General features: G+C 56.0%; 17 protein-coding genes and 1 pseudogene. 13 read left to right on the forward strand and 5 right to left on the reverse strand.

From position 1 onward, the window contains the following. Nucleotides 1–62: 62 nt before the first annotated feature. Nucleotides 63–245: a hypothetical protein gene (locus KH389_RS15965; protein WP_054916126.1), complete on the reverse strand. Its 183-nt coding sequence runs from the start codon at nucleotides 243–245 to the stop codon at nucleotides 63–65. A gap of 335 nt (nucleotides 246–580) precedes the next feature. On the opposite strand from KH389_RS15965, the gene KH389_RS15970 reads away from it, so the two are divergent. From KH389_RS15970 to KH389_RS15990, 5 genes and pseudogenes are all read left to right on the forward strand, one after another. Continuing rightward, complete coding sequence (locus KH389_RS15970) at nucleotides 581–1,564, forward strand: DUF1852 domain-containing protein (protein ID WP_058541190.1); 984 nt, start codon at nucleotides 581–583, stop codon at nucleotides 1,562–1,564. Nucleotides 1,565–1,592: 28 nt separating this feature from the next. Continuing rightward, nucleotides 1,593–2,624, forward strand: a complete 1,032-nt coding sequence (locus KH389_RS15975; protein ID WP_043861040.1) for a methionine synthase — start codon at nucleotides 1,593–1,595, stop codon at nucleotides 2,622–2,624. A gap of 54 nt (nucleotides 2,625–2,678) precedes the next feature. Continuing rightward, nucleotides 2,679–3,038: pseudogene (locus tag KH389_RS15980) on the forward strand (putative oxygenase MesX); the annotation flags it as partial. A 28-nt stretch (nucleotides 3,039–3,066) separates the two neighbouring features. Beyond that, on the forward strand, nucleotides 3,067–4,098 hold the full coding sequence (locus KH389_RS15985) for a methionine synthase (protein ID WP_043861040.1): 1,032 nt from the start codon (nucleotides 3,067–3,069) through the stop codon (nucleotides 4,096–4,098). A gap of 85 nt (nucleotides 4,099–4,183) precedes the next feature. Beyond that, nucleotides 4,184–4,693, forward strand: a complete 510-nt coding sequence (locus KH389_RS15990; RefSeq protein ID WP_054916127.1) for a flavin reductase family protein — start codon at nucleotides 4,184–4,186, stop codon at nucleotides 4,691–4,693. A gap of 21 nt (nucleotides 4,694–4,714) precedes the next feature. Here the strand turns inward: KH389_RS15990 and KH389_RS15995 are convergent, their stop codons facing one another. From KH389_RS15995 to KH389_RS16005, 3 genes are read right to left on the reverse strand one after another with little or no spacing between them, the layout of a single operon-like run. After that, nucleotides 4,715–6,034, reverse strand: a complete 1,320-nt coding sequence (locus KH389_RS15995) for an aspartate aminotransferase family protein (protein ID WP_100633750.1) — start codon at nucleotides 6,032–6,034, stop codon at nucleotides 4,715–4,717. After that, complete coding sequence (locus tag KH389_RS16000) at nucleotides 6,031–7,098, reverse strand: phosphotransferase (protein ID WP_104573015.1); 1,068 nt, start codon at nucleotides 7,096–7,098, stop codon at nucleotides 6,031–6,033. The genes KH389_RS15995 and KH389_RS16000 overlap by 4 nt, the downstream gene beginning before the upstream one ends. A gap of 57 nt (nucleotides 7,099–7,155) precedes the next feature. Further along, nucleotides 7,156–8,187: an ABC transporter substrate-binding protein gene (locus KH389_RS16005; protein ID WP_043861036.1), complete on the reverse strand. Its 1,032-nt coding sequence runs from the start codon at nucleotides 8,185–8,187 to the stop codon at nucleotides 7,156–7,158. A gap of 185 nt (nucleotides 8,188–8,372) precedes the next feature. On the opposite strand from KH389_RS16005, the gene KH389_RS16010 reads away from it, so the two are divergent. The 4 genes from KH389_RS16010 (at nucleotide 8,373) to KH389_RS16025 (ending at nucleotide 10,927) form a co-directional block, all read left to right on the forward strand. Beyond that, nucleotides 8,373–9,107 (forward strand): SDR family NAD(P)-dependent oxidoreductase, encoded by a 735-nt coding sequence (locus tag KH389_RS16010; RefSeq protein ID WP_043861035.1) that lies wholly within the window; start codon nucleotides 8,373–8,375, stop codon nucleotides 9,105–9,107. Nucleotides 9,108–9,174: 67 nt separating this feature from the next. Further along, nucleotides 9,175–9,843 carry a GntR family transcriptional regulator gene (locus KH389_RS16015; RefSeq protein ID WP_043861034.1) on the forward strand — a complete coding sequence of 223 codons (669 nt, stop codon included), beginning with the start codon at nucleotides 9,175–9,177 and terminating at the stop codon, nucleotides 9,841–9,843. A 207-nt stretch (nucleotides 9,844–10,050) separates the two neighbouring features. Beyond that, nucleotides 10,051–10,329, forward strand: coding sequence for a hypothetical protein (locus KH389_RS16020; RefSeq protein WP_143516652.1), 279 nt, complete (start codon nucleotides 10,051–10,053; stop codon nucleotides 10,327–10,329). A 298-nt stretch (nucleotides 10,330–10,627) separates the two neighbouring features. Further along, entirely contained in the window at nucleotides 10,628–10,927 is a 300-nt protein-coding gene (locus tag KH389_RS16025; RefSeq protein ID WP_043861032.1) for a hypothetical protein, read from the forward strand. An 868-nt stretch (nucleotides 10,928–11,795) separates the two neighbouring features. Here the strand turns inward: KH389_RS16025 and KH389_RS16030 are convergent. After that, a complete protein-coding gene (locus KH389_RS16030; RefSeq protein WP_043861030.1) occupies nucleotides 11,796–12,596 on the reverse strand; it encodes a class I SAM-dependent methyltransferase in 801 nt (266 codons plus the stop codon). A gap of 575 nt (nucleotides 12,597–13,171) precedes the next feature. Between KH389_RS16030 and KH389_RS16035 the strand changes: the two genes are divergently transcribed. The 4 genes from KH389_RS16035 (at nucleotide 13,172) to KH389_RS16050 (ending at nucleotide 18,203) form a co-directional block, all read left to right on the forward strand. After that, on the forward strand, nucleotides 13,172–13,402 hold the full coding sequence (locus tag KH389_RS16035) for a site-specific integrase (RefSeq protein WP_153002488.1): 231 nt from the start codon (nucleotides 13,172–13,174) through the stop codon (nucleotides 13,400–13,402). 766 nt (nucleotides 13,403–14,168) lie between these two features. After that, a protein-coding gene (locus tag KH389_RS16040) for an IS5 family transposase (protein WP_100633741.1) occupies nucleotides 14,169–15,027 on the forward strand; the annotation gives its coding sequence in 2 pieces (ribosomal slippage) (nucleotides 14,169–14,510 and nucleotides 14,512–15,027; 858 coding nt in all). A 1,242-nt stretch (nucleotides 15,028–16,269) separates the two neighbouring features. After that, nucleotides 16,270–17,583, forward strand: a complete 1,314-nt coding sequence (locus KH389_RS16045; RefSeq protein ID WP_100634012.1) for an SMODS domain-containing nucleotidyltransferase — start codon at nucleotides 16,270–16,272, stop codon at nucleotides 17,581–17,583. Next, nucleotides 17,580–18,203 carry an SLATT domain-containing protein gene (locus KH389_RS16050; RefSeq protein ID WP_100633739.1) on the forward strand — a complete coding sequence of 208 codons (624 nt, stop codon included), beginning with the start codon at nucleotides 17,580–17,582 and terminating at the stop codon, nucleotides 18,201–18,203. The genes KH389_RS16045 and KH389_RS16050 overlap by 4 nt, the downstream gene beginning before the upstream one ends. The last annotated feature ends 24 nt before the right edge of the window (nucleotides 18,204–18,227 follow it).

The following is an 18,227-nucleotide window of genomic DNA, read 5'->3' on the forward strand; positions in this document are numbered from 1 at the left end:
GTCAGGCTGTTTTCAACGCAGCATCATCGAGTATCAAGGCTTTTCGTACAGAGCCTAGGCCGTTATCGAAGCCTGGACTGTTCGCATGCAGCCTTGAGGCGCTGCATGGCATCGGGCGCCATGGGCGCGGTCATCATGGCGTGATAGTTCATGCATTCCCGGGTTTGCTGCTCAGCCGTGGGAGCGCCGCTGGAGGTACAGCCGGCGAGGATGAACAGCGCAAGGGCCGTGATCAGTGGTTTCATTTATATATCCGCAACAAGTGACGCCATGGCCTCCAGCGCCTTGAGGCCTCAATGGTCACCATGGCCTGCGCGCATCTTGAAAAAGCGAACCTGCCGCTTATTGGCCAAGGCGGAAAATAATAATCACAAGCCCTGCAGATGAGCATCATGAGGGTGGCTAACGTTCCCATGAAATCAATTCAATTTAACTCGTTCGATGCCCGGACATAAAATACGCCCCAATTAAGGAACACTTCAAGACGCCCGAGCAAAAAAACCTGCAACGAATCAAACTTGCCGAAGAGGGCAAATGTAGATTCGGTTTTTATCTCGGACCATCAGGGCACCCGATTAAAATGAGCACAGCATTTACATTCTCGATCAAGCGTATTCGTTTCGACGAACATTATCGCCCCGCTGAAAACACCCGCACGACCACCAACTTCGCAAACCTGGCGAGGGGGCAGCGTCGCCAGGAAAACCTGCGCAACACCCTGACGATGATCGACAATCGTTTCAATGCCCTGGCGCACTGGGACAACCCGAAAGGCGACCGCTACAACGTCGAACTTGAAATCATTTCCGTGGAAATGAACATGGATGCCGAGCACAGGGACACCGCCCTGCCGCTGATTGAAATATTGCAGACCACCATTGTGGATCGCAAAACAAGCGAACGCATCGAGGGTATCGTAGGCAACAACTTCTCCTCGTACGTGCGCGATTATGACTTCAGCGTGCTGTTGCTGGGGCACAACAAGAACCAGCAGGGGTTCAGCACGCCGGATGATTTCGGCGAGCTGCACGGCAAGCTGTTCAAGCATTTCGTAAACTCGAGCACTTATAAAGAACACTTCAAAAAACCACCGGTCATCTGCCTGAGTGTTTCCAGCAGCAAGACTTATCAGCGCACCGAAAACCAGCACCCGGTATTGGGCACCGAATACCAGCAGGACGAATATTCCCTGACCGATGAGTACTTCCGGAAGATGGGCCTGAAGGTTCGCTACTTCATGCCTGCCAACAGCGTGGCACCGCTGGCGTTCTACTTTGCTGGGGACCTGCTTGGGGATTACACCAACCTTGAACTGATCAGCACCATCAGCACGATGGATACCTTCCAGAAGATCTATCGCCCTGAAATCTACAACGCGAATTCAGCAGCAGGTCGATCCTATCAGCCGAGCTTGAATCACCAGGATTACTCGTTGACCCGCATTGTCTACGATCGAGAAGAGCGCAGTCAGTTGGCCATCGAACAGGGCAGGTTTGTCGAAGAGCACTTCATCAAGCCCTACCAGACCGTGCTTGAGCAGTGGTCCGCCCAATACGCGCTTTGATCATTCAGAACATACAAGGTCATCTATCGTGAAAAAACTGCTACCCACCTCCACTGCTGGCAGCCTGCCCAAACCGTCCTGGCTTGCACAACCCGAGACGCTCTGGTCGCCCTGGAAGCTGCACGGCGAGGAACTGCTCGAAGGCAAGCAGGATGCCTTGCGCCTGGCCCTGCAGGAACAGCAACACGCAGGCATTGACATCGTCAGCGACGGCGAACAGACCCGCCAGCACTTCGTTACCACCTTTATCGAGCACCTGAGCGGAGTGGATTTCGAGAAGCGCGAAACCGTCAGAATTCGTGACCGCTATGACGCAAGCGTGCCGACCGTTGTGGGTGCTGTTGCCAGGCAAAAACCGGTGTTTGTCGAAGATGCCAGGTTTCTGCGCCAGCAGACCAGCCAGCCCATCAAATGGGCCCTGCCTGGCCCCATGACCATGATCGACACGCTGTATGACAGCCACTACAAAAGCCGGGAAAAGCTGGCTTGGGAATTTGCCAAGATCCTCAATCAGGAAGCCCGAGAGCTGGAGGCGGCGGGCGTGGACATCATCCAGTTCGACGAGCCTGCCTTCAACGTGTTCTTCGACGAGGTGAATGACTGGGGCGTGGCCACACTGGAACGGGCGATCGAAGGGCTCAAATGTGAAACGGCCGTGCATATTTGCTACGGCTACGGCATCAAGGCCAATACCGACTGGAAAAAGACGCTGGGCTCGGAGTGGCGCCAATATGAGGAAGCCTTCCCCAAGCTGCAGAAATCCGGCATCGATATCATCTCGCTGGAGTGCCACAACTCCCATGTCCCGATGGACCTGATCGAGCTGATTCGCGGCAAGAAAGTGATGGTGGGGGCCATCGATGTGGCGAACCACGCCATCGAAACCCCCGAGGAAGTGGCCAACACCCTGCGCAAAGCGCTGCAGTTCGTGGACGCCGACAAGCTCTACCCGTGCACCAACTGCGGCATGGCCCCTCTGCCCCGCGAGGTGGCGCGCGGCAAGCTGAACGCCTTGAGCGCCGGCGCGGACATCGTGCGCAGAGAGCTCTTGAACCGATAAGGGTGCAGGAGGGGTTGCAGCGCTGATCGAGCGACTTGCCCCCTCCCCGCCGCCTTCCGGAAGATGGGCCTGAAGGTTCGCTACTTCATGCCTGCCAACAGCGTGGCACCGCTGGCGTTCTACTTTGCTGGGGACCTGCTTGGGGATTACACCAACCTTGAACTGATCAGCACCATCAGCACGATGGATACCTTCCAGAAGATCTATCGCCCTGAAATCTACAACGCGAATTCAGCAGCAGGTCGATCCTATCAGCCGAGCTTGAATCACCAGGATTACTCGTTGACCCGCATTGTCTACGATCGAGAAGAGCGCAGTCAGTTGGCCATCGAACAGGGCAGGTTTGTCGAAGAGCACTTCATCAAGCCCTACCAGACCGTGCTTGAGCAGTGGTCCGCCCAATACGCGCTTTGATCATTCAGAACATACAAGGTCATCTATCGTGAAAAAACTGCTACCCACCTCCACTGCTGGCAGCCTGCCCAAACCGTCCTGGCTTGCACAACCCGAGACGCTCTGGTCGCCCTGGAAGCTGCACGGCGAGGAACTGCTCGAAGGCAAGCAGGATGCCTTGCGCCTGGCCCTGCAGGAACAGCAACACGCAGGCATTGACATCGTCAGCGACGGCGAACAGACCCGCCAGCACTTCGTTACCACCTTTATCGAGCACCTGAGCGGAGTGGATTTCGAGAAGCGCGAAACCGTCAGAATTCGTGACCGCTATGACGCAAGCGTGCCGACCGTTGTGGGTGCTGTTGCCAGGCAAAAACCGGTGTTTGTCGAAGATGCCAGGTTTCTGCGCCAGCAGACCAGCCAGCCCATCAAATGGGCCCTGCCTGGCCCCATGACCATGATCGACACGCTGTATGACAGCCACTACAAAAGCCGGGAAAAGCTGGCTTGGGAATTTGCCAAGATCCTCAATCAGGAAGCCCGAGAGCTGGAGGCGGCGGGCGTGGACATCATCCAGTTCGACGAGCCTGCCTTCAACGTGTTCTTCGACGAGGTGAATGACTGGGGCGTGGCCACACTGGAACGGGCGATCGAAGGGCTCAAATGTGAAACGGCCGTGCATATTTGCTACGGCTACGGCATCAAGGCCAATACCGACTGGAAAAAGACGCTGGGCTCGGAGTGGCGCCAATATGAGGAAGCCTTCCCCAAGCTGCAGAAATCCGGCATCGATATCATCTCGCTGGAGTGCCACAACTCCCATGTCCCGATGGACCTGATCGAGCTGATTCGCGGCAAGAAAGTGATGGTGGGGGCCATCGATGTGGCGAACCACGCCATCGAAACCCCCGAGGAAGTGGCCAACACCCTGCGCAAAGCGCTGCAGTTCGTGGACGCCGACAAGCTCTACCCGTGCACCAACTGCGGCATGGCCCCTCTGCCCCGCGAGGTGGCGCGCGGCAAGCTGAACGCCTTGAGCGCCGGCGCGGACATCGTGCGCAGAGAGCTCTTGAACCGATAAGGGTGCAGGAGGGGTTGCAGCGCTGATCGAGCGACTTGCCCCCTCCCCGCCGCCTTTGGACCCGCCCTTTCAGCCAGGACCTACCATGTCACGTTCCAGTACTGCCATCGAGCCATTGCGCTTTCGCGAAGCGCTCGGGCACTACGCATCGGGTATCACCGTGATCACGTCGCAGATCGAGGAGGAGCCGGTCGGCTTTACCTGCCAGTCGTTCTATAGCGTGTCGATGAGCCCGCCGCTGGTGTCGTTCAGCGTGATGGCCGGTTCGGCGAGCTACCCCAGGATCCGCCAGGCAGGCCGCTTCGCAGTCAACATCCTGTCCGGTGAACAGGTCGGGATCTCCAACCAGTTCGCCCGACGAGGTACCGACAAGTGGCAGGGCGTGCAATGGCAGGCATCGCCACTGGGCAACCCGATCATTGCCGGCAGCCTGCACTGGCTCGATTGCGAGATCCACGCCGAACACGTCGCCGGTGATCACCTGATCGTGATTGGCGAAGTGAAGGCGCTGAACCTGCAGCAAACTGCCGCCACACAGCCCTTGCTGTACTTCAAGGGGCAATACTGCAACCTCGCCGCCCACGGCGCAGGCTGAGGAACCAGGGGCTTGGCCTTCTCAACAAGCCCCTTGCATCGCGGTATCGACCGCTTCCACAAGCATCTGCGCATGCGCCTGGGTAAACGCCAGCAGCGGACGGATTTTGAGCACGTTCTGGTGCGGACCGGCGGCGCTGATCAGCACGCCCTGCTCGCGCATCGCGTTGACCACCTGGCGGGCCTGCCTGGCTGCGGGTGCCCTGGTTGCGCGGTCGGTGACCAGCTCAACCCCAAGGAACATGCCGGCCCCCCTGACGTCGCCGATCATTTGATGGCGCTGGGCAAGCCGTGTCAGGCCGTCCAGCAGGTAGCTGCCAATGTGATGGGCCCTCTGCTGCAGGTGTTCTTCGCGGATGACGTCCAGCACCGCCTGACCTGCCGCACACGAGACCGGGTTGCCGCCAAAGGTATTGAAGTAGCGCATGCTCCTGCCGAAGTGATCGACCACCTGGGAGCGCCCGACGATGCCGGCAATGGGCTGGCCATTGCCCATGGGCTTGCCGAGGGTGACGAGGTCCGGGCGCACGTTGTGCCTGGTAAACCCCCACATGTTAAGGCCGGTACGCGCAAAACCCGGTTGTACCTCATCGGCGATGTACAGCAGGCCTTCGGCCTGGGCCAGCGCCACACCCTCGGCGATACAGCCCGCCGGCCCGGGCAGCACGCCGTCGCTGGAGAAGATGCCATCCAGCAGGATTGCCGCCGGGCGGATGCCGTGCGCCTTGAGGTCGTCGATTGCGGCGCGCACGTCTGCGGCGAACATCGGCGCCACGTTTTCGGCCCCCAGACGGTAAGCGTCAGGTGCGCGAACGGTGCGCACATGCGCCGGGAGCACCATGGCGCTGCCAAGCGATGGTGAAAGCTCGGCGATGTCTGCGGTGACGCCGTGGTAGGCGAACCGGGTGATGATGACGCCGGTGCCTCCGGTGCAGTGCCTGGCGATACGCAGCGCCAGATCATTCGCCTCGCTCCCGGAGCAGGTGAACATGACGCGATCCAGGTCATCGGTGAAGGTACCGAGCAACTGCTCGGCATAGTCGAGAATGCCCTCCTGCAGGTAACGGGTGTGCGTGTTCAGCACCTGCGACTGCCGATGCATCGCCTCGACCACCCGGGGATGGCAGTGACCGATGGAGGCAACGTTGTTGTAGGCGTCCAGGTAGCGACGGCCCTGCTCGTCGAAGAGCCATACGCCCTCCCCTCGAACAGTGTGCAGCGGTCGCTCGTAGAACAGGCGGTATGCCGGGCCCAGTAGCCGCTCGCGGCGCTCGATCAGGCGTCGCTGCGATGCCGAAAGCCGGGTGGCGTCGGCTGACGTGAAGCCGTTGATCATGCTCATGCTCGATTTGCTCGCAGGCAGGCCGAAGCAATTCGGTCTTCTGTTTCAGCGCGAGGCAGCGCCGACAGTGCCTTCAGGTTTGCCCAGGCACGCTGGGTGTTTCGAAGGATGTACTGGCGATTGTCCGGATGCAGTTCGGCGCGCCAGGAGTTGATGCACAGGGCCAACGCCAGGCGCGTGGCCAGCAGCTCGGGCAGCAGCGCCAGCTCCTGCTGGTTCAGGGGGTTGCACTGGTGGTAGCCGACAATCACATCCAGGGCCGGCTCCAGTACATCGCCTACCTGCCCAAGGTGGTAGGAAGCGGCAACCGCGACCTCGTTGACCAGGGGCGCATGCACCATGTCACCGAAATCGAGGATGCTGCGCAGCACATCGGGGTTGTGGGCATCCACGATGATGTTGTGCGGGTTGGTGTCATTGTGAATGACCTGCTTGCGCAGCCCGGGGATGCTGGGCACCACCACCGACGCATACTGTTCGAGGCTGCGCTGCACCAGGCTTCGTCCGGGGCCGGGTTCGATGTGCACCAGCAGCGGTCGAAGGTGCGCGGCGTGCTGCATGTCCCACAGCAGCGCATGCCCGGCGGCGGGGTGGGCAAACCCTTGCAGCGCCACGTCAAGCCGGGCGATGGACTGCCCGATGACCCGGCGAAACGTCGGTGTGGGGTGACTCACGCAGTGAAGGGGCATGCCATCTTCGAAGGACAGCAGCCGCGCCAGCATGCGCTGCCCGTCGATCTCGACGAAGGTGGCGTACTGGCCCTCAAGCGAGGGGTGCACGCGCTGAACCGCAAGCCCGGGATCGCGAAGCTCGATTCTTCGCATCGCCTGGTTGTGGAAGTCGACCACATCGGGGTTTTCAAGCGGGTGGGAGAGCTTGAACAACCGGGATGAGCCGTCTTCGAGCATCACGCGGAAATTGAGGTCGCGCTCGCCGCCCAGTTTTTCGAGCGTGCCGCTCAAACCGAATTGCTGGCGCAGCACTGCACACGCCTGCGCATCGGTGACCCGTGCCGGAGCAGCTTCGAGCAGGCTGTCATCGACAGCCAGATTTTCAAGGGGCATGACTGGCATCCTTATACGGCCTTTGAATGGCGCCCCCGGTTTCAGGGGCGCCATGCATCACTTGTTGACCCAGGCGTTGAAGCGTTCCTCCAGATCCTCACCGTGGTCGATCCAGAACTCGGCGTCGGTGGCACGGGCGTTTTTCAGGTTTTGCGGGGCGGTGGGCAGTTTTTCGCCCACGCGCTTGTCCAGCAGGTCCATCGCGCCGGTGTTGCTGGGCCCGTAGGGGATGGCCTCGACGAAGTTCTTCTGTTGCATGGGCTCGCTGGCGAACGCGATGAAGCGCTCGGCCAGTTCCTTTTTCGGCGCCCCTTTCACGATGGCCCAGTGATCGAGATCGTAGAGGCTGCCATTCCATTGCATCGCAAACGACTGGCCTTCCTCCTGGGCAGAGGTGACACGGCCGTTGTAGGCGGAGGTCATGACCACGTCACCGGCGATCAGCCATTGCAGCGGCTGCGCGCCGGAGTCCCACCACTGGATGCTGGACTTGATTTCATCGAGCTTCTTGAACGCACGTTTGACACCCTCTTCAGTACCCAGCAGCGTGTAGAGGTCCTTGTTGTCTACCCCATCGGCGAGCAGCGCGAACTCCAGCGTGAACTTCGCGCCGCGGCGCAGGCCGCGCTTGCCGGGGTACTTCTTCAGGTCCCAGAAGTCGGCCCAGCCTTGCGGGCTGGAGGCGAGTTTGTTGGGGTCGTAGGTCAGCACGGTGGACCAGATGAAGATGCCGACACCACAGTCGCTGACGGCCGCAGGAATGAAGTCTTCCTTGTTGCCTATCCGGCTCCAGTCCAGCGGTTCGAACACCCCTTCGCTGCAACCACGGATGAGCTCGGGCGATTCGACCTCCACCACATCCCAGCTGGTTTTGCCGGTGTCGGCCATCACCTTGATCTTGGCCATTTCGCCGTTGTAGTCGTCGGCGGTGATGGCCACGCCGGTCTGGGCGGTGAAGGGTTTGTAGAACGCCTTCTCCTGCGCCTGGCGGTTGTTGCCGCCGAAGGACACCACGGTCAGCTTTTCAGCGGCATACAGCGGGCTTGCGATGGTTGCGAGCAAAAGTACAGCTGCGATTTTCTTATTCATGCGTCTCTCCAGGTCAGCTACGGGTCGTGGGCAGCTTTAAAGGGATGGCAGTTTTCTTGTAGTGGCAGCAATCGATCGAACGTGACGCTTCCCCGGTGGGGACGGGACGCATTAAAACACATAATAAATATGATGCATCATATTTTACGCTACTCTTGCCCTCACCAATGAACAGGGAACCCGCCATGACCGATCAACGTACGCTGCTTCTCACCGGTGCCAGCCGGGGCATCGGCCACGCCACCGTGAAACATTTCAGTGCTGCGGGTTGGCGCGTGTTTACCGCCTCGAGGCAGGACCTGGGCGAAGGCTGCCCCTGGGCCGAAGGCATCGCCAACCACATTCACCTCGACCTGGGGAGCGTGGAGGACATACAGCGCAGGCTTCCGGAAATCCGGGAAAAACTCGGGGGGCGGCTGGATGCGTTGGTCAACAACGCCGGCGTTTCACCCAAAGGCCCGGATGGGGAGCGACTGGGGGTGCTGGAGTCCGACTACTCGACCTGGCTGAACGTGTTCAACGTGAACATCTTCTCGACGGCCCTGCTGGCACGGGGGTTGTTCGAGGAGCTCAAGGCGGCGAAAGGCTCGGTGATCAACGTCACCTCCATTGCCGGTTCGCGGGTGCACCCGTTCGCAGGGGTGGCCTATGCCTGCTCCAAAGCGGCGCTGTCGGCGCTGACTCGCGAGATGGCGCACGACTTCGGGCCCTATGGGGTTCGGGTGAACGCGATCGCCCCGGGGGAGATCGACACCTCCATCCTGTCCGCTGGCACCGAGCTGATCGTGGAGCGATCGATCCCGATGAAACGCATGGGCAAACCCGAGGAGGTCGCGGCGTTGGTGCATTTTCTCTGCACGCAGGGCGCTTCGTACGTCAATGGCGCAGAAATCCATGTAAACGGTGGGCAACATGTTTGAGTTACTCGATAATCGCTGCCGGTAGCCTCCCCTCTCCCGCCGGGCCTGCGCCGCACACGAGTACGCGATGAATTATCCGATTGAGCACCTGAAACACTCCTACCTTGGCAGCGGTATCTATGGCCTGCTGCGCGAAGCCCTGATTACAGGGCGCTTCCAGCCTAACGACCGGCTGCGCATACGCGACCTTGCCGAACAGCTGGGTACGAGTGTCACACCAGTGCGGGACGCGATTCTTCAACTGGCAAAGGAGCAGGCGCTGGTTCTGAAGACACCGCGGGACATTCGTGTGCCGGTACTGACTTCCAAGCAGTACCTGGAGATCAGGAGCATCCGGCTCTCGCTCGAGGGGTTGGCGGCCGAAACAGCTGCATCGCTGGCGACCGAGGAGCAAGTGGCGCGGCTGCAAACCTGCATTCAGAACAACCTGGTGGCGATCAAGGACAATGACTTGAGGTCCGCGCTGACCTTCAACCACGAGTTTCACTTCAGGTTGGCGGAAATCGCCGATATGCCGGTGCTGGTCAGCCTGCTGGATGGGTTGTGGATGCGTACCGGGCCGCTGATTGCCCGGGCCTACGGCGGGTTCAACGAGCGCATGGCGATTGATCATCACTGGGATGTGCTGGAGGCGTTGAAGCAGCGCGATGGTGCGGCGGCTCGCCTGGCGATCTGCAGTGACATTCTGGATGGGAGCCAGAAGATGCTGGAGTATGTTCAGATGGAGCATGACTGAAGGGGCGTGGTGCTGGCGATAACTCGGCATGCGACAGGCCGCATGCTGCAAGTGGCGCCGCTGGCGTTCTGAAACCGATTCTCACCCCTGTTCCGGCGTCCTGCCGACCGAAAAAATCCCCCTCCCCGTGCAATTCGTCGCCTCGGCTCGCCGTGCTCGCCCGACTGGATTACTGTATATGCAAACAGTACCCATATGGTGGCGGAAATGACCCAAGACATTGAAGACCTTGACGGCTTCGGAGCGCCCACTGAGCTGGAGATGTGGAAGCACCAGGTGGTGCTCATTACGAATGAGGCCGAATACCTGACCCGAGAGCTGGGCAAGGCGCGCAGGAACATTGCCAAGCTTGTGGCGATGAACCAGGGGCTGACGAAGGACCTGCACGACCTGCAGCTGAAATCGACAGGGCGAGTGCTCCCCACGAGCTGCGCACTCAGTGGCAGCCCGGCACAGGAAATCGCGGAACTTCATAAAAACTCATAAGGCGTGTTGTCACCGTAAACTTAGCGGGAAAGGCAGGAAACTTACACGGTGCACGACCCCATTAAAGTGAGAGCGAAACTTTTTTGAAAAAGAAATAAATTGTAACAATGACCTGTTGAAATATTTTAAATACCAGGAACCCAACCTTTATTGACCAAAAAATGTGAAGCCGTGCGTTTTTATAGCTGGATGGAAACCCAGTTCAATAAAACCTCACCCGATGGTAACGTATGCTTTCGCATTGCTCAGAATAATAAAAAACATGAGCAAACTTGTTGGTTGAATAAAGGATTAACGAATGACTATCGAGCGAGAGATTTTCTCGGCCCTTATCGCGCAGAACGCATTTCAAGGTGAAAAGCCGAGCGTACAAAGCTACGCCCAGCTAGCCGTAGACAAGGGTTTCAGAGCGCTTACGTCAAGGCAGCAGGCGGTGGTGAGCCCCTTCCTGAAAAAACAATGCGAGGGGATGAGAAAACCAAACGAAAAACACAACAACTGCCAAAACACGATAGCCGGTCGTGATTTGGTTGCAGCGCTTGAAAAAGCAGAAAGTTACAAGGGATGGCGCTGCGAAAGCTGCCGGAGTGCATCTTAAAAACCAGACAGCACCGCAAAAAGAGTAGCCCTCCAGAAAAGCTGTAAAGTAAAAAACACTACTGCACTCGCTACTCCTGACTGTTATTGCAGCAGGCCGCCATGGCCTGCTCGCAAGTTTTTCTTTTTAGGCCCTGATCAGCCCACCCGCCAATCGTCGTTCACTCGTCACGCACCTGAGCGCCTTGAAAAAAAAATAGTGCACGAAACAGCCCGATTATTTTGCGCGGCTAACTTTTTTTAGAGAGAAAAATAGTGCCTATCTACCAGGCAGCACTACTGGTTGTGCGCCGGGTCATCGCTTACAGTGAGGCCAGCATCCTCGACAGCGATGTTCGGTGCGGGCGGGCTGGCACTCGTAGCCAGACCAATTAGCGGGCCTACCAAGAGCTGGCGAGTGCTTCAATGACGACGCTGCCCGTCAGAGCATCAACGCTTCCGGTGCAGTTCGGGTGACCAGGCGCTGCTCAGGACGATAACCCCGAAGATCACCAGGTACAGCCAGTATTGGCTCGGGTACGAGAAAGAGCCCACTTGGGCGACCACAAACACCCCGCCACCAACAACTAACCGCTGCCGACGCGTGAACCTCTGCCTGAGCGCTACCAGCTTGCTTCTCCACCCCATTGCCACGCTCCCTGTCTGGTCAGCGGCAAAGCATATCACCCCTATTCAATGATTCCGCCTCGCGCCAGATGCTCGACGCACCGCTGTGCGCTGAGCAGCTCATGGAGCTTGCGGAAGACAGGCAGGTGCCACGACCTCGGTATCAGGGCCAAGGGCGTGGCCAGAGAGATTTGAACGTATCGAATGTCATTGCAAAGATCGGATGTTGCTGGCTCCGCACTTTTAGCGGGGCCAGACAAAAGCTACCCCGGCTTGACGGAACACGTTGCGATGAATGTTGGCATGTAGTTGTCGATCAGAAATCGGGGCACCGGCTGAAAAGCTTCTTCGAAGCCTGTTAGCAGCAAGCCCGCCTCCAGCTGCCCGCTTATTTGCTCCGCTAACGTGTGACCAAATACGAATGCCTCACCTCTCGCTATCTTACCCTCAATTTCGTCAGCATTCAGATCGGTTATGTCTGCGTAAGGCAGTGTGAAGCGCGGTTTCATCAAACCGCTTTTAGCCAGGTCAGTAGAGCGGTCGAAAATGAATACTACCGGATTGTAAAAGCTGCTGAGCAGCTTTCCTCCCTTACCGAGTACGCGATAACATTCAGCCCATACTTTACGAATATCGGGCACATACAGATTCGAGATCGGATGAAAAATCAGGTCAAATGACTCATCATCAAATTCAGACAAGTCCTGCATATCTCCCAAGACCGTGCGTAGAGAAAGATCGTCTCGCTTTGCAACCATATCATCCAATGCCAGCTGATCGCGAGAGGCATCCATCACAACCACTTCAGCCCCCGCAGCCGCCAACACGGGGGCTTGCTGCCCTCCGGAAGCAGCTAGGCACAAAATGCGCTTCCCTTGCACATCGTTAAGCCACGCTGTCGGGAGCTCTGCGGGGATAAGTTGTATTTTCCACTCCCCTCTTCGAGCAGCCTGAATAACTTCGGCAGAAACTGGCTTCGACCAATCACAACCTTCGCGAGCAAGTCGGTTCCAGACATTCTGATTATGATCATAAACATCTTTTGAGGAGAATCGGGCAGTCATTGTTACTTATCCCTACAGAAGAGAACAACGCCAAACAGTAAAGCAAGAAGGCTTTATTAGCCGTCACCATCGATAAATTCAAGGTAACAGGCCATATCAACTCAAACAATTACGTGCTTTGACTTTTGGCAAATCCGCAAAAAGCAAATACGCATTAATTATTCATTTCGGGAGAATCTCGATGCAAGATTAATTCAATGAAGACTTTTGAACATAACTGCCCAAGCCGATTCATGCAAGTATCACATTTCGGATACAAGGTGGACTCAAGATAGAAACCAGGTCGGCAGCTACGAGATCATACGCACACACAGCGGTTACTCCAGCGCCAACTGCACCTCATCCAGCTCAAGTGATGGCGGTTCGAGCTCCAGCTGCGACTACTTCCTCCCCCGCCTCCGCCACCATTTGCGGCGTGGGGCTTATCCCACGTAAATCGAAATACTGACAACGAGCTGTCTGAGCTGACCGGCTAGAAGGCCAGTAGCTACCAGCGCGGCTAGCTTGAAGAGCTCCATTGGCACTTCACCGAACGCTGCGGCAGATGACTATTGGTTGGCAGCCAGTACGCCCGAATGAAACTGGGTATAACGCTTCAAGCCATGCTGTCCATGGATTTGGCGTATCTGACAGGACAGCGTCCTGCGGACGTGCGGGTGCTGAGGAGGAACTACATCGAGGGCGTTGCCCTGGGCGTGAAGCAGCAGAAGACACACAAAAAGCTGCGGGCCCTGCTTGAGGTTGACGGAGTAGAGCGCAGTTTAGTGGCCATGATCAGCATCATCCTGGCTCAGAATGAACAATAGGGGGGACAATGCGAAAGAAAAGAATTCCCAAGTGTGTTTCCAAGGCCTTTTTCCCTACCCTCAGAAACGCAAAAAGCCCTGAATAATCAGGGCTTTAGAAGTGGCGGAAGCGTAGAGATTCGAACCCTTCTCTAAGGAGAGCCCCCTTATACGGGTGGTTCGCTCTTTTCACTGCTCACCTTGAAAACAAGCTTAACCCAATAAAACCGGGCCTTTCAAGCTTTTTCATTTTCTCGCCCAGAAAGACGCAACTAGTTGCAGCTTAGGGTGTTGCATCTTACCGAACGGCTAAACGCTTGACTGCGCCCCTCGGCATTAACGGAGCGCGAGATGATGGTCTTGGCTGGACATCTGGACATCTGCCCATCAGGTCATCACCTCGTTGCCAGCCCAATCGCGCACCTCTCAAAGGAAACGCTCCTAATCTATTCTCAGTAGCGTTCCATCGCGATAAGACGTACTGCTCTCGGCTGCTACACCCAGTTGGTTGAGGCCGCGATCCATTAAGTGTGGACTCCATCGGGGTTAAACCACCAACCCGGCTACCCCTCCCCCACCCCAGACAACAGGGAGAGATGTCTTGTCACGGCTTTCTTATAGATCCTCCCCTCCTCAGCCGAGGATCCCACTCTCAGGGCACTCATTGGGGCTGCCATGGGCTGAAATCAAGCTAGGCTCTGTACGAAATCCCGAGAAACCTAATCGGCGTCCCTCGGAAGCTGATTTTTTGTAAGGTTTCCAACCATCTACGGAAAGGAATCCTGTGATGGCAAAGCGTTACGAACTTTCGGATGAGGCTTGGGCTGTGGTTGCTGATCTCTTCACCGAAACCCATGGCCGGGGGCGGCCCCGCCTGAGCGACCGCCTGATGCTCGATGGCGTGCTCTGGGTGCTCCGCTCAGGTGCTGCGTGGCGAGATATGCCGGAGCGCTTTGGCCCGTGGTCAACGGTGTATCAACGGTTTCGGGTTTGGCGAAAACAAGGCACGTTCGATCAGATGCTCATACGCTTGCACCTGAGGTTCAATGAGCAAGGTTTGATTGATCTACAGACCTGGATGATCGACTCAACTGCTGTACGCGCAACCCGAGCCTCATCAGGCGCCGGAAAAAAAAAGGGGGCCTGACGAGCCTGCCGATCACGCTCTAGGCCGCAGTCGCGGTGGCCTGACAACCAAAATCCACATGCTCTGCGACGCCAACGGGACACCGTTGTGCTTCCTCCTCTCTGGCGGTCAAGCCAGTGACATCAGCTACGCCCAACCCCTGTTGGACGAGGTCAGCATTCCATTGAGCCAACGTGGCCGCCCGCGTAAACGCTGTAAATGGTTGCTTGCCGACAAGGGCTACGATGCCGAAGCGCTACGCCGTTATTGCGACCGATATCGAATGCAACCCGTCATCCCGCTGCGCTCGATGAAGCGCAAACCCAAGCCTGGCTTACCAAGGCTGTTTGATCGGCCCAAGTACCGACAGCGCAACATCATCGAGCGCATGTTTGACTGGCTGAAAGAGAACCGACGCATCGTGACGCACTTCGACAAGCTCGCGAAAAGCTATGCCGCTATGGTCTCGCTGGCTTGTTCCATGCGGTGTTTGCGACATCTCTTTTCGTACAGAACCTAAATCAAAGACCTCTTCCCGACCAGAAGGGAAAGCTACGGATTCTGAATAATTTTTCCTGTCATTAGCTACTCAATAACCGTCCCTTTTGGCAGAAATGGCATCTAGAACCAGAGGTATTCAGAGCATACTTCTGCACAGGGCGGCCAGGTTATAAACCGACTTATCCACAGAAATGCGCTGTGCAAATATGCTCAAGCCACCGCTGGAAACACAACATGTAGTAGTCTAGAAATTTCTAACGCGCTAGATTGTACAAAAAACGTACAGCGATCATTTTTTGTCCACTTTAAGGGGAAAGCCCATACTCGCCGTTACGCGTAACGGAAATAGCCCACAGGCGCTCCAAAAAAAACACAAGTTATCCACAGGTGCTCGCCTTGCACTTTACCCAGGAGTTGGCATATCTTGTGTTCGGTCTAGAGCGAAGCGGATTTGAACAAAATTCTTGCCATGTTCGGTTGCACTTCCCTCATACGAAAAAGTGGTAACATGAAGGCGTCTGTACAGATGTACAGGCGAAAAAAAAACCCTCCCACGCGCCAACGTGAGAGAGGTCTCGATGCGGTCAACAGAGATTTTGTCTGGAAAACTAGGCTCTGAAGATCGCTTTTGCCCAAGTCGGTTAGGACAGGAGGTGGCGCGGGAGTATACGTACCAGCCCGCAGTGGCACAATCGTTTTAAGCCTGAAAGGGCTGAGCGGTCAAGGGCTGTGTCATAAAAATTATCCGAGCTTCTTACTGCCTACCGACTCATTAGGAGTGCGGTATGGATACACAGAACGAGAAGTCGAACGACGAAAATTTCGAGTCCATCTACTGCCGCTTCAGGTGCAGTGGCAAGCGTCTGCTGGACGCCTTCGGCCTGAAAGCTTGGCGGTTAAGGGTGAAGCGTCGGAAGGGAGGTGGCCAATGAGCTCGCTCAGCCTTCTCCGCCGCCGCCCCCGCAACCGACCTCGTAGTAAGACAGTATTCGTGCATGCCTATCACCGGTTTCGGTTTGGACGCTGGGAGAATGTGACATCCCATTTCCGGTGCCATCCAGGGCAGCTATCTTTCGACTTCTAAACAGTTCCAGGGGCACGCCAAGATGCTGCCCCCTTTTAAATGCAGTTTGTTCTTCTCTTGATTCGTATGAAGGACGGCTATCGATTTGCGTTGTGGATTTTTATTTAAAGCAGCTTAGGGCTGCCTAATCGATTGCGCCCGGCCTTTATGTTATGGACAATTAAAACCGAGACCACGATGTCGACTGCTACCAATTTCAAAACGTTCTTCGACAATATCAAAATCACCAACCATGAGACCATTGAGACCAGGTACGAGGAAATTACGCTTTCACTGAACAAGCGATTCCGCGATCTCGAATCTCGCACACGATACAACCTACAGGTTGGGTCTTATGGTCGGTGGACAGCTATCAAAGGCATCTCAGATCTCGACATGCTGTACATCATGCCAGGATCTGCTTGGCAAACATACAATAAATCTGGAGGTCAATTCAGCCTTTTGACAGATGTCAAAAATTCGCTACTGAAACGGTACCCTAACACAAACATCTACGTTGATCGGTTAGTGGTATGCGTTACGTTCGCCAGCTTCCACGTGGAAGTACAACCTGTTTTCGAGCAGGCCGACGGAAGCTTCAAGTACCCGGACACCTACAATGGTGGATCATGGAAGATCACCAAGCCGCGAGAAGAAATCGAGGCTACGAAAACAACCAACGATGAGAACAACCGCAATCTTCGCTATCTCTGCAAAATGATCCGCGCCTGGAAGAACAAGCACGGGATCGGGATTGGTGGACTTCTAATCGACACCCTAGCGCATAATTTCCTGAAGTCGACTACATTGTATGCCGACAAGAGCTTCTCTTGGCACGACTGCATGATTCGAGACTTCTTCGGGTATGCGTCTAAACTGCCCAATCAGGATCGCTGGGCTGCGCTGGGAAGCCGTCAGCACGTGAAGGTAAAACAGAAGTTTCAGAAATCTGCGGGAAAAGCCCATGACTTGTGCGTGAAGGCCATTGAAGCAACTGGTAAGGAATACGAGGGCGATCGCTGGAAAAAGGTCTTTGGCCCTGAGTTTCCGAGCACGAGGGTATTTTTGGCCAAAGCCGGCATGGAGAGCCTAATCACCAATACTCGCAGCTTCCGCGACACCGAGCAGCAGATTGAAGATCAAGTTCCAGTTGATATCCGCTACCCACTGACCATCGACTGCGAAGTGATCCAAAACGGCTTCCGTGAGCGCCTGCTCAGCGAGCTTATCGCGATGGGAATGCCGCTCAGGGCTCGCAAGAACTTGAAATTTCACATCACGAAGAACAGTGTTCCAGAGCCGTATGATATTAAGTGGAAAGTTCTTAATATTGGCGAGGAAGCCGAAAAGCGTGACTGCGTTCGCGGGCAGATTTTCAATGACTACGGCAGGCATGAGGTCAGTGAGTCAACGACTTTCAAAGGCGACCATCTCGTTGAATGCTACGTTCTCAAAAACGGTGTCGTTGTAGCTCGCGACCAAGTCCTTGTCCCTATCAGCGAGACCGTATGAAAAAAGACGCGCTGTTGAAATGCATCGCCGAAACCGGCTACAACGTAGGTTTCGGCGGAAGGAAGCATTGGGCGACCTACGACATAGTCGACAAGGTGCCAGGATTCATCGGCTTCTTCTCGACTGCCATGGGTGTTTTTGCCCTGGTATATGACTCCCTCTCGGCTAAAGACATATCTGCAGCTCTAGTTGTGCTTGGCGTAATAGGACTGTACATATCTTTCTACGACTCTAAAAAGAGCGACTACGAAAAGGCAGCCAAATCGATTACTAGAAACTTCAACTCGCTTCGCGACCTTTATCGCACCGCTCAAAACAGCCAAGACGACTCGAAGAACGAAGAACATTACAATCAGCTAATGGAAATCGAAAACGAATACTATTCCAACTCGATTAGCAAGCAAATCCTTTTCAGCGACTGGTACGCTCATTACAAATTTTTCTGGCAGTATCAAATCGACTGGGTAGAAGAGCAGAAGAAATTTAGCTTCTGGCGAGACAAAATACCTTTGACAGGATGGGTCGCACTTGCCCTGCTATTAGGAATGCTTGTCTGCTACTCGCTAGGCAAAATTGACATAATTCAATCTTGCTACGCTTTATGTACCAGCCCAACTTAAAAGCTAGCACTCATTCATGTGAGG

Source organism: Pseudomonas qingdaonensis (assembly GCF_018398475.1).
Lineage (GTDB): Bacteria > Pseudomonadota > Gammaproteobacteria > Pseudomonadales > Pseudomonadaceae > Aquipseudomonas > Aquipseudomonas palmensis.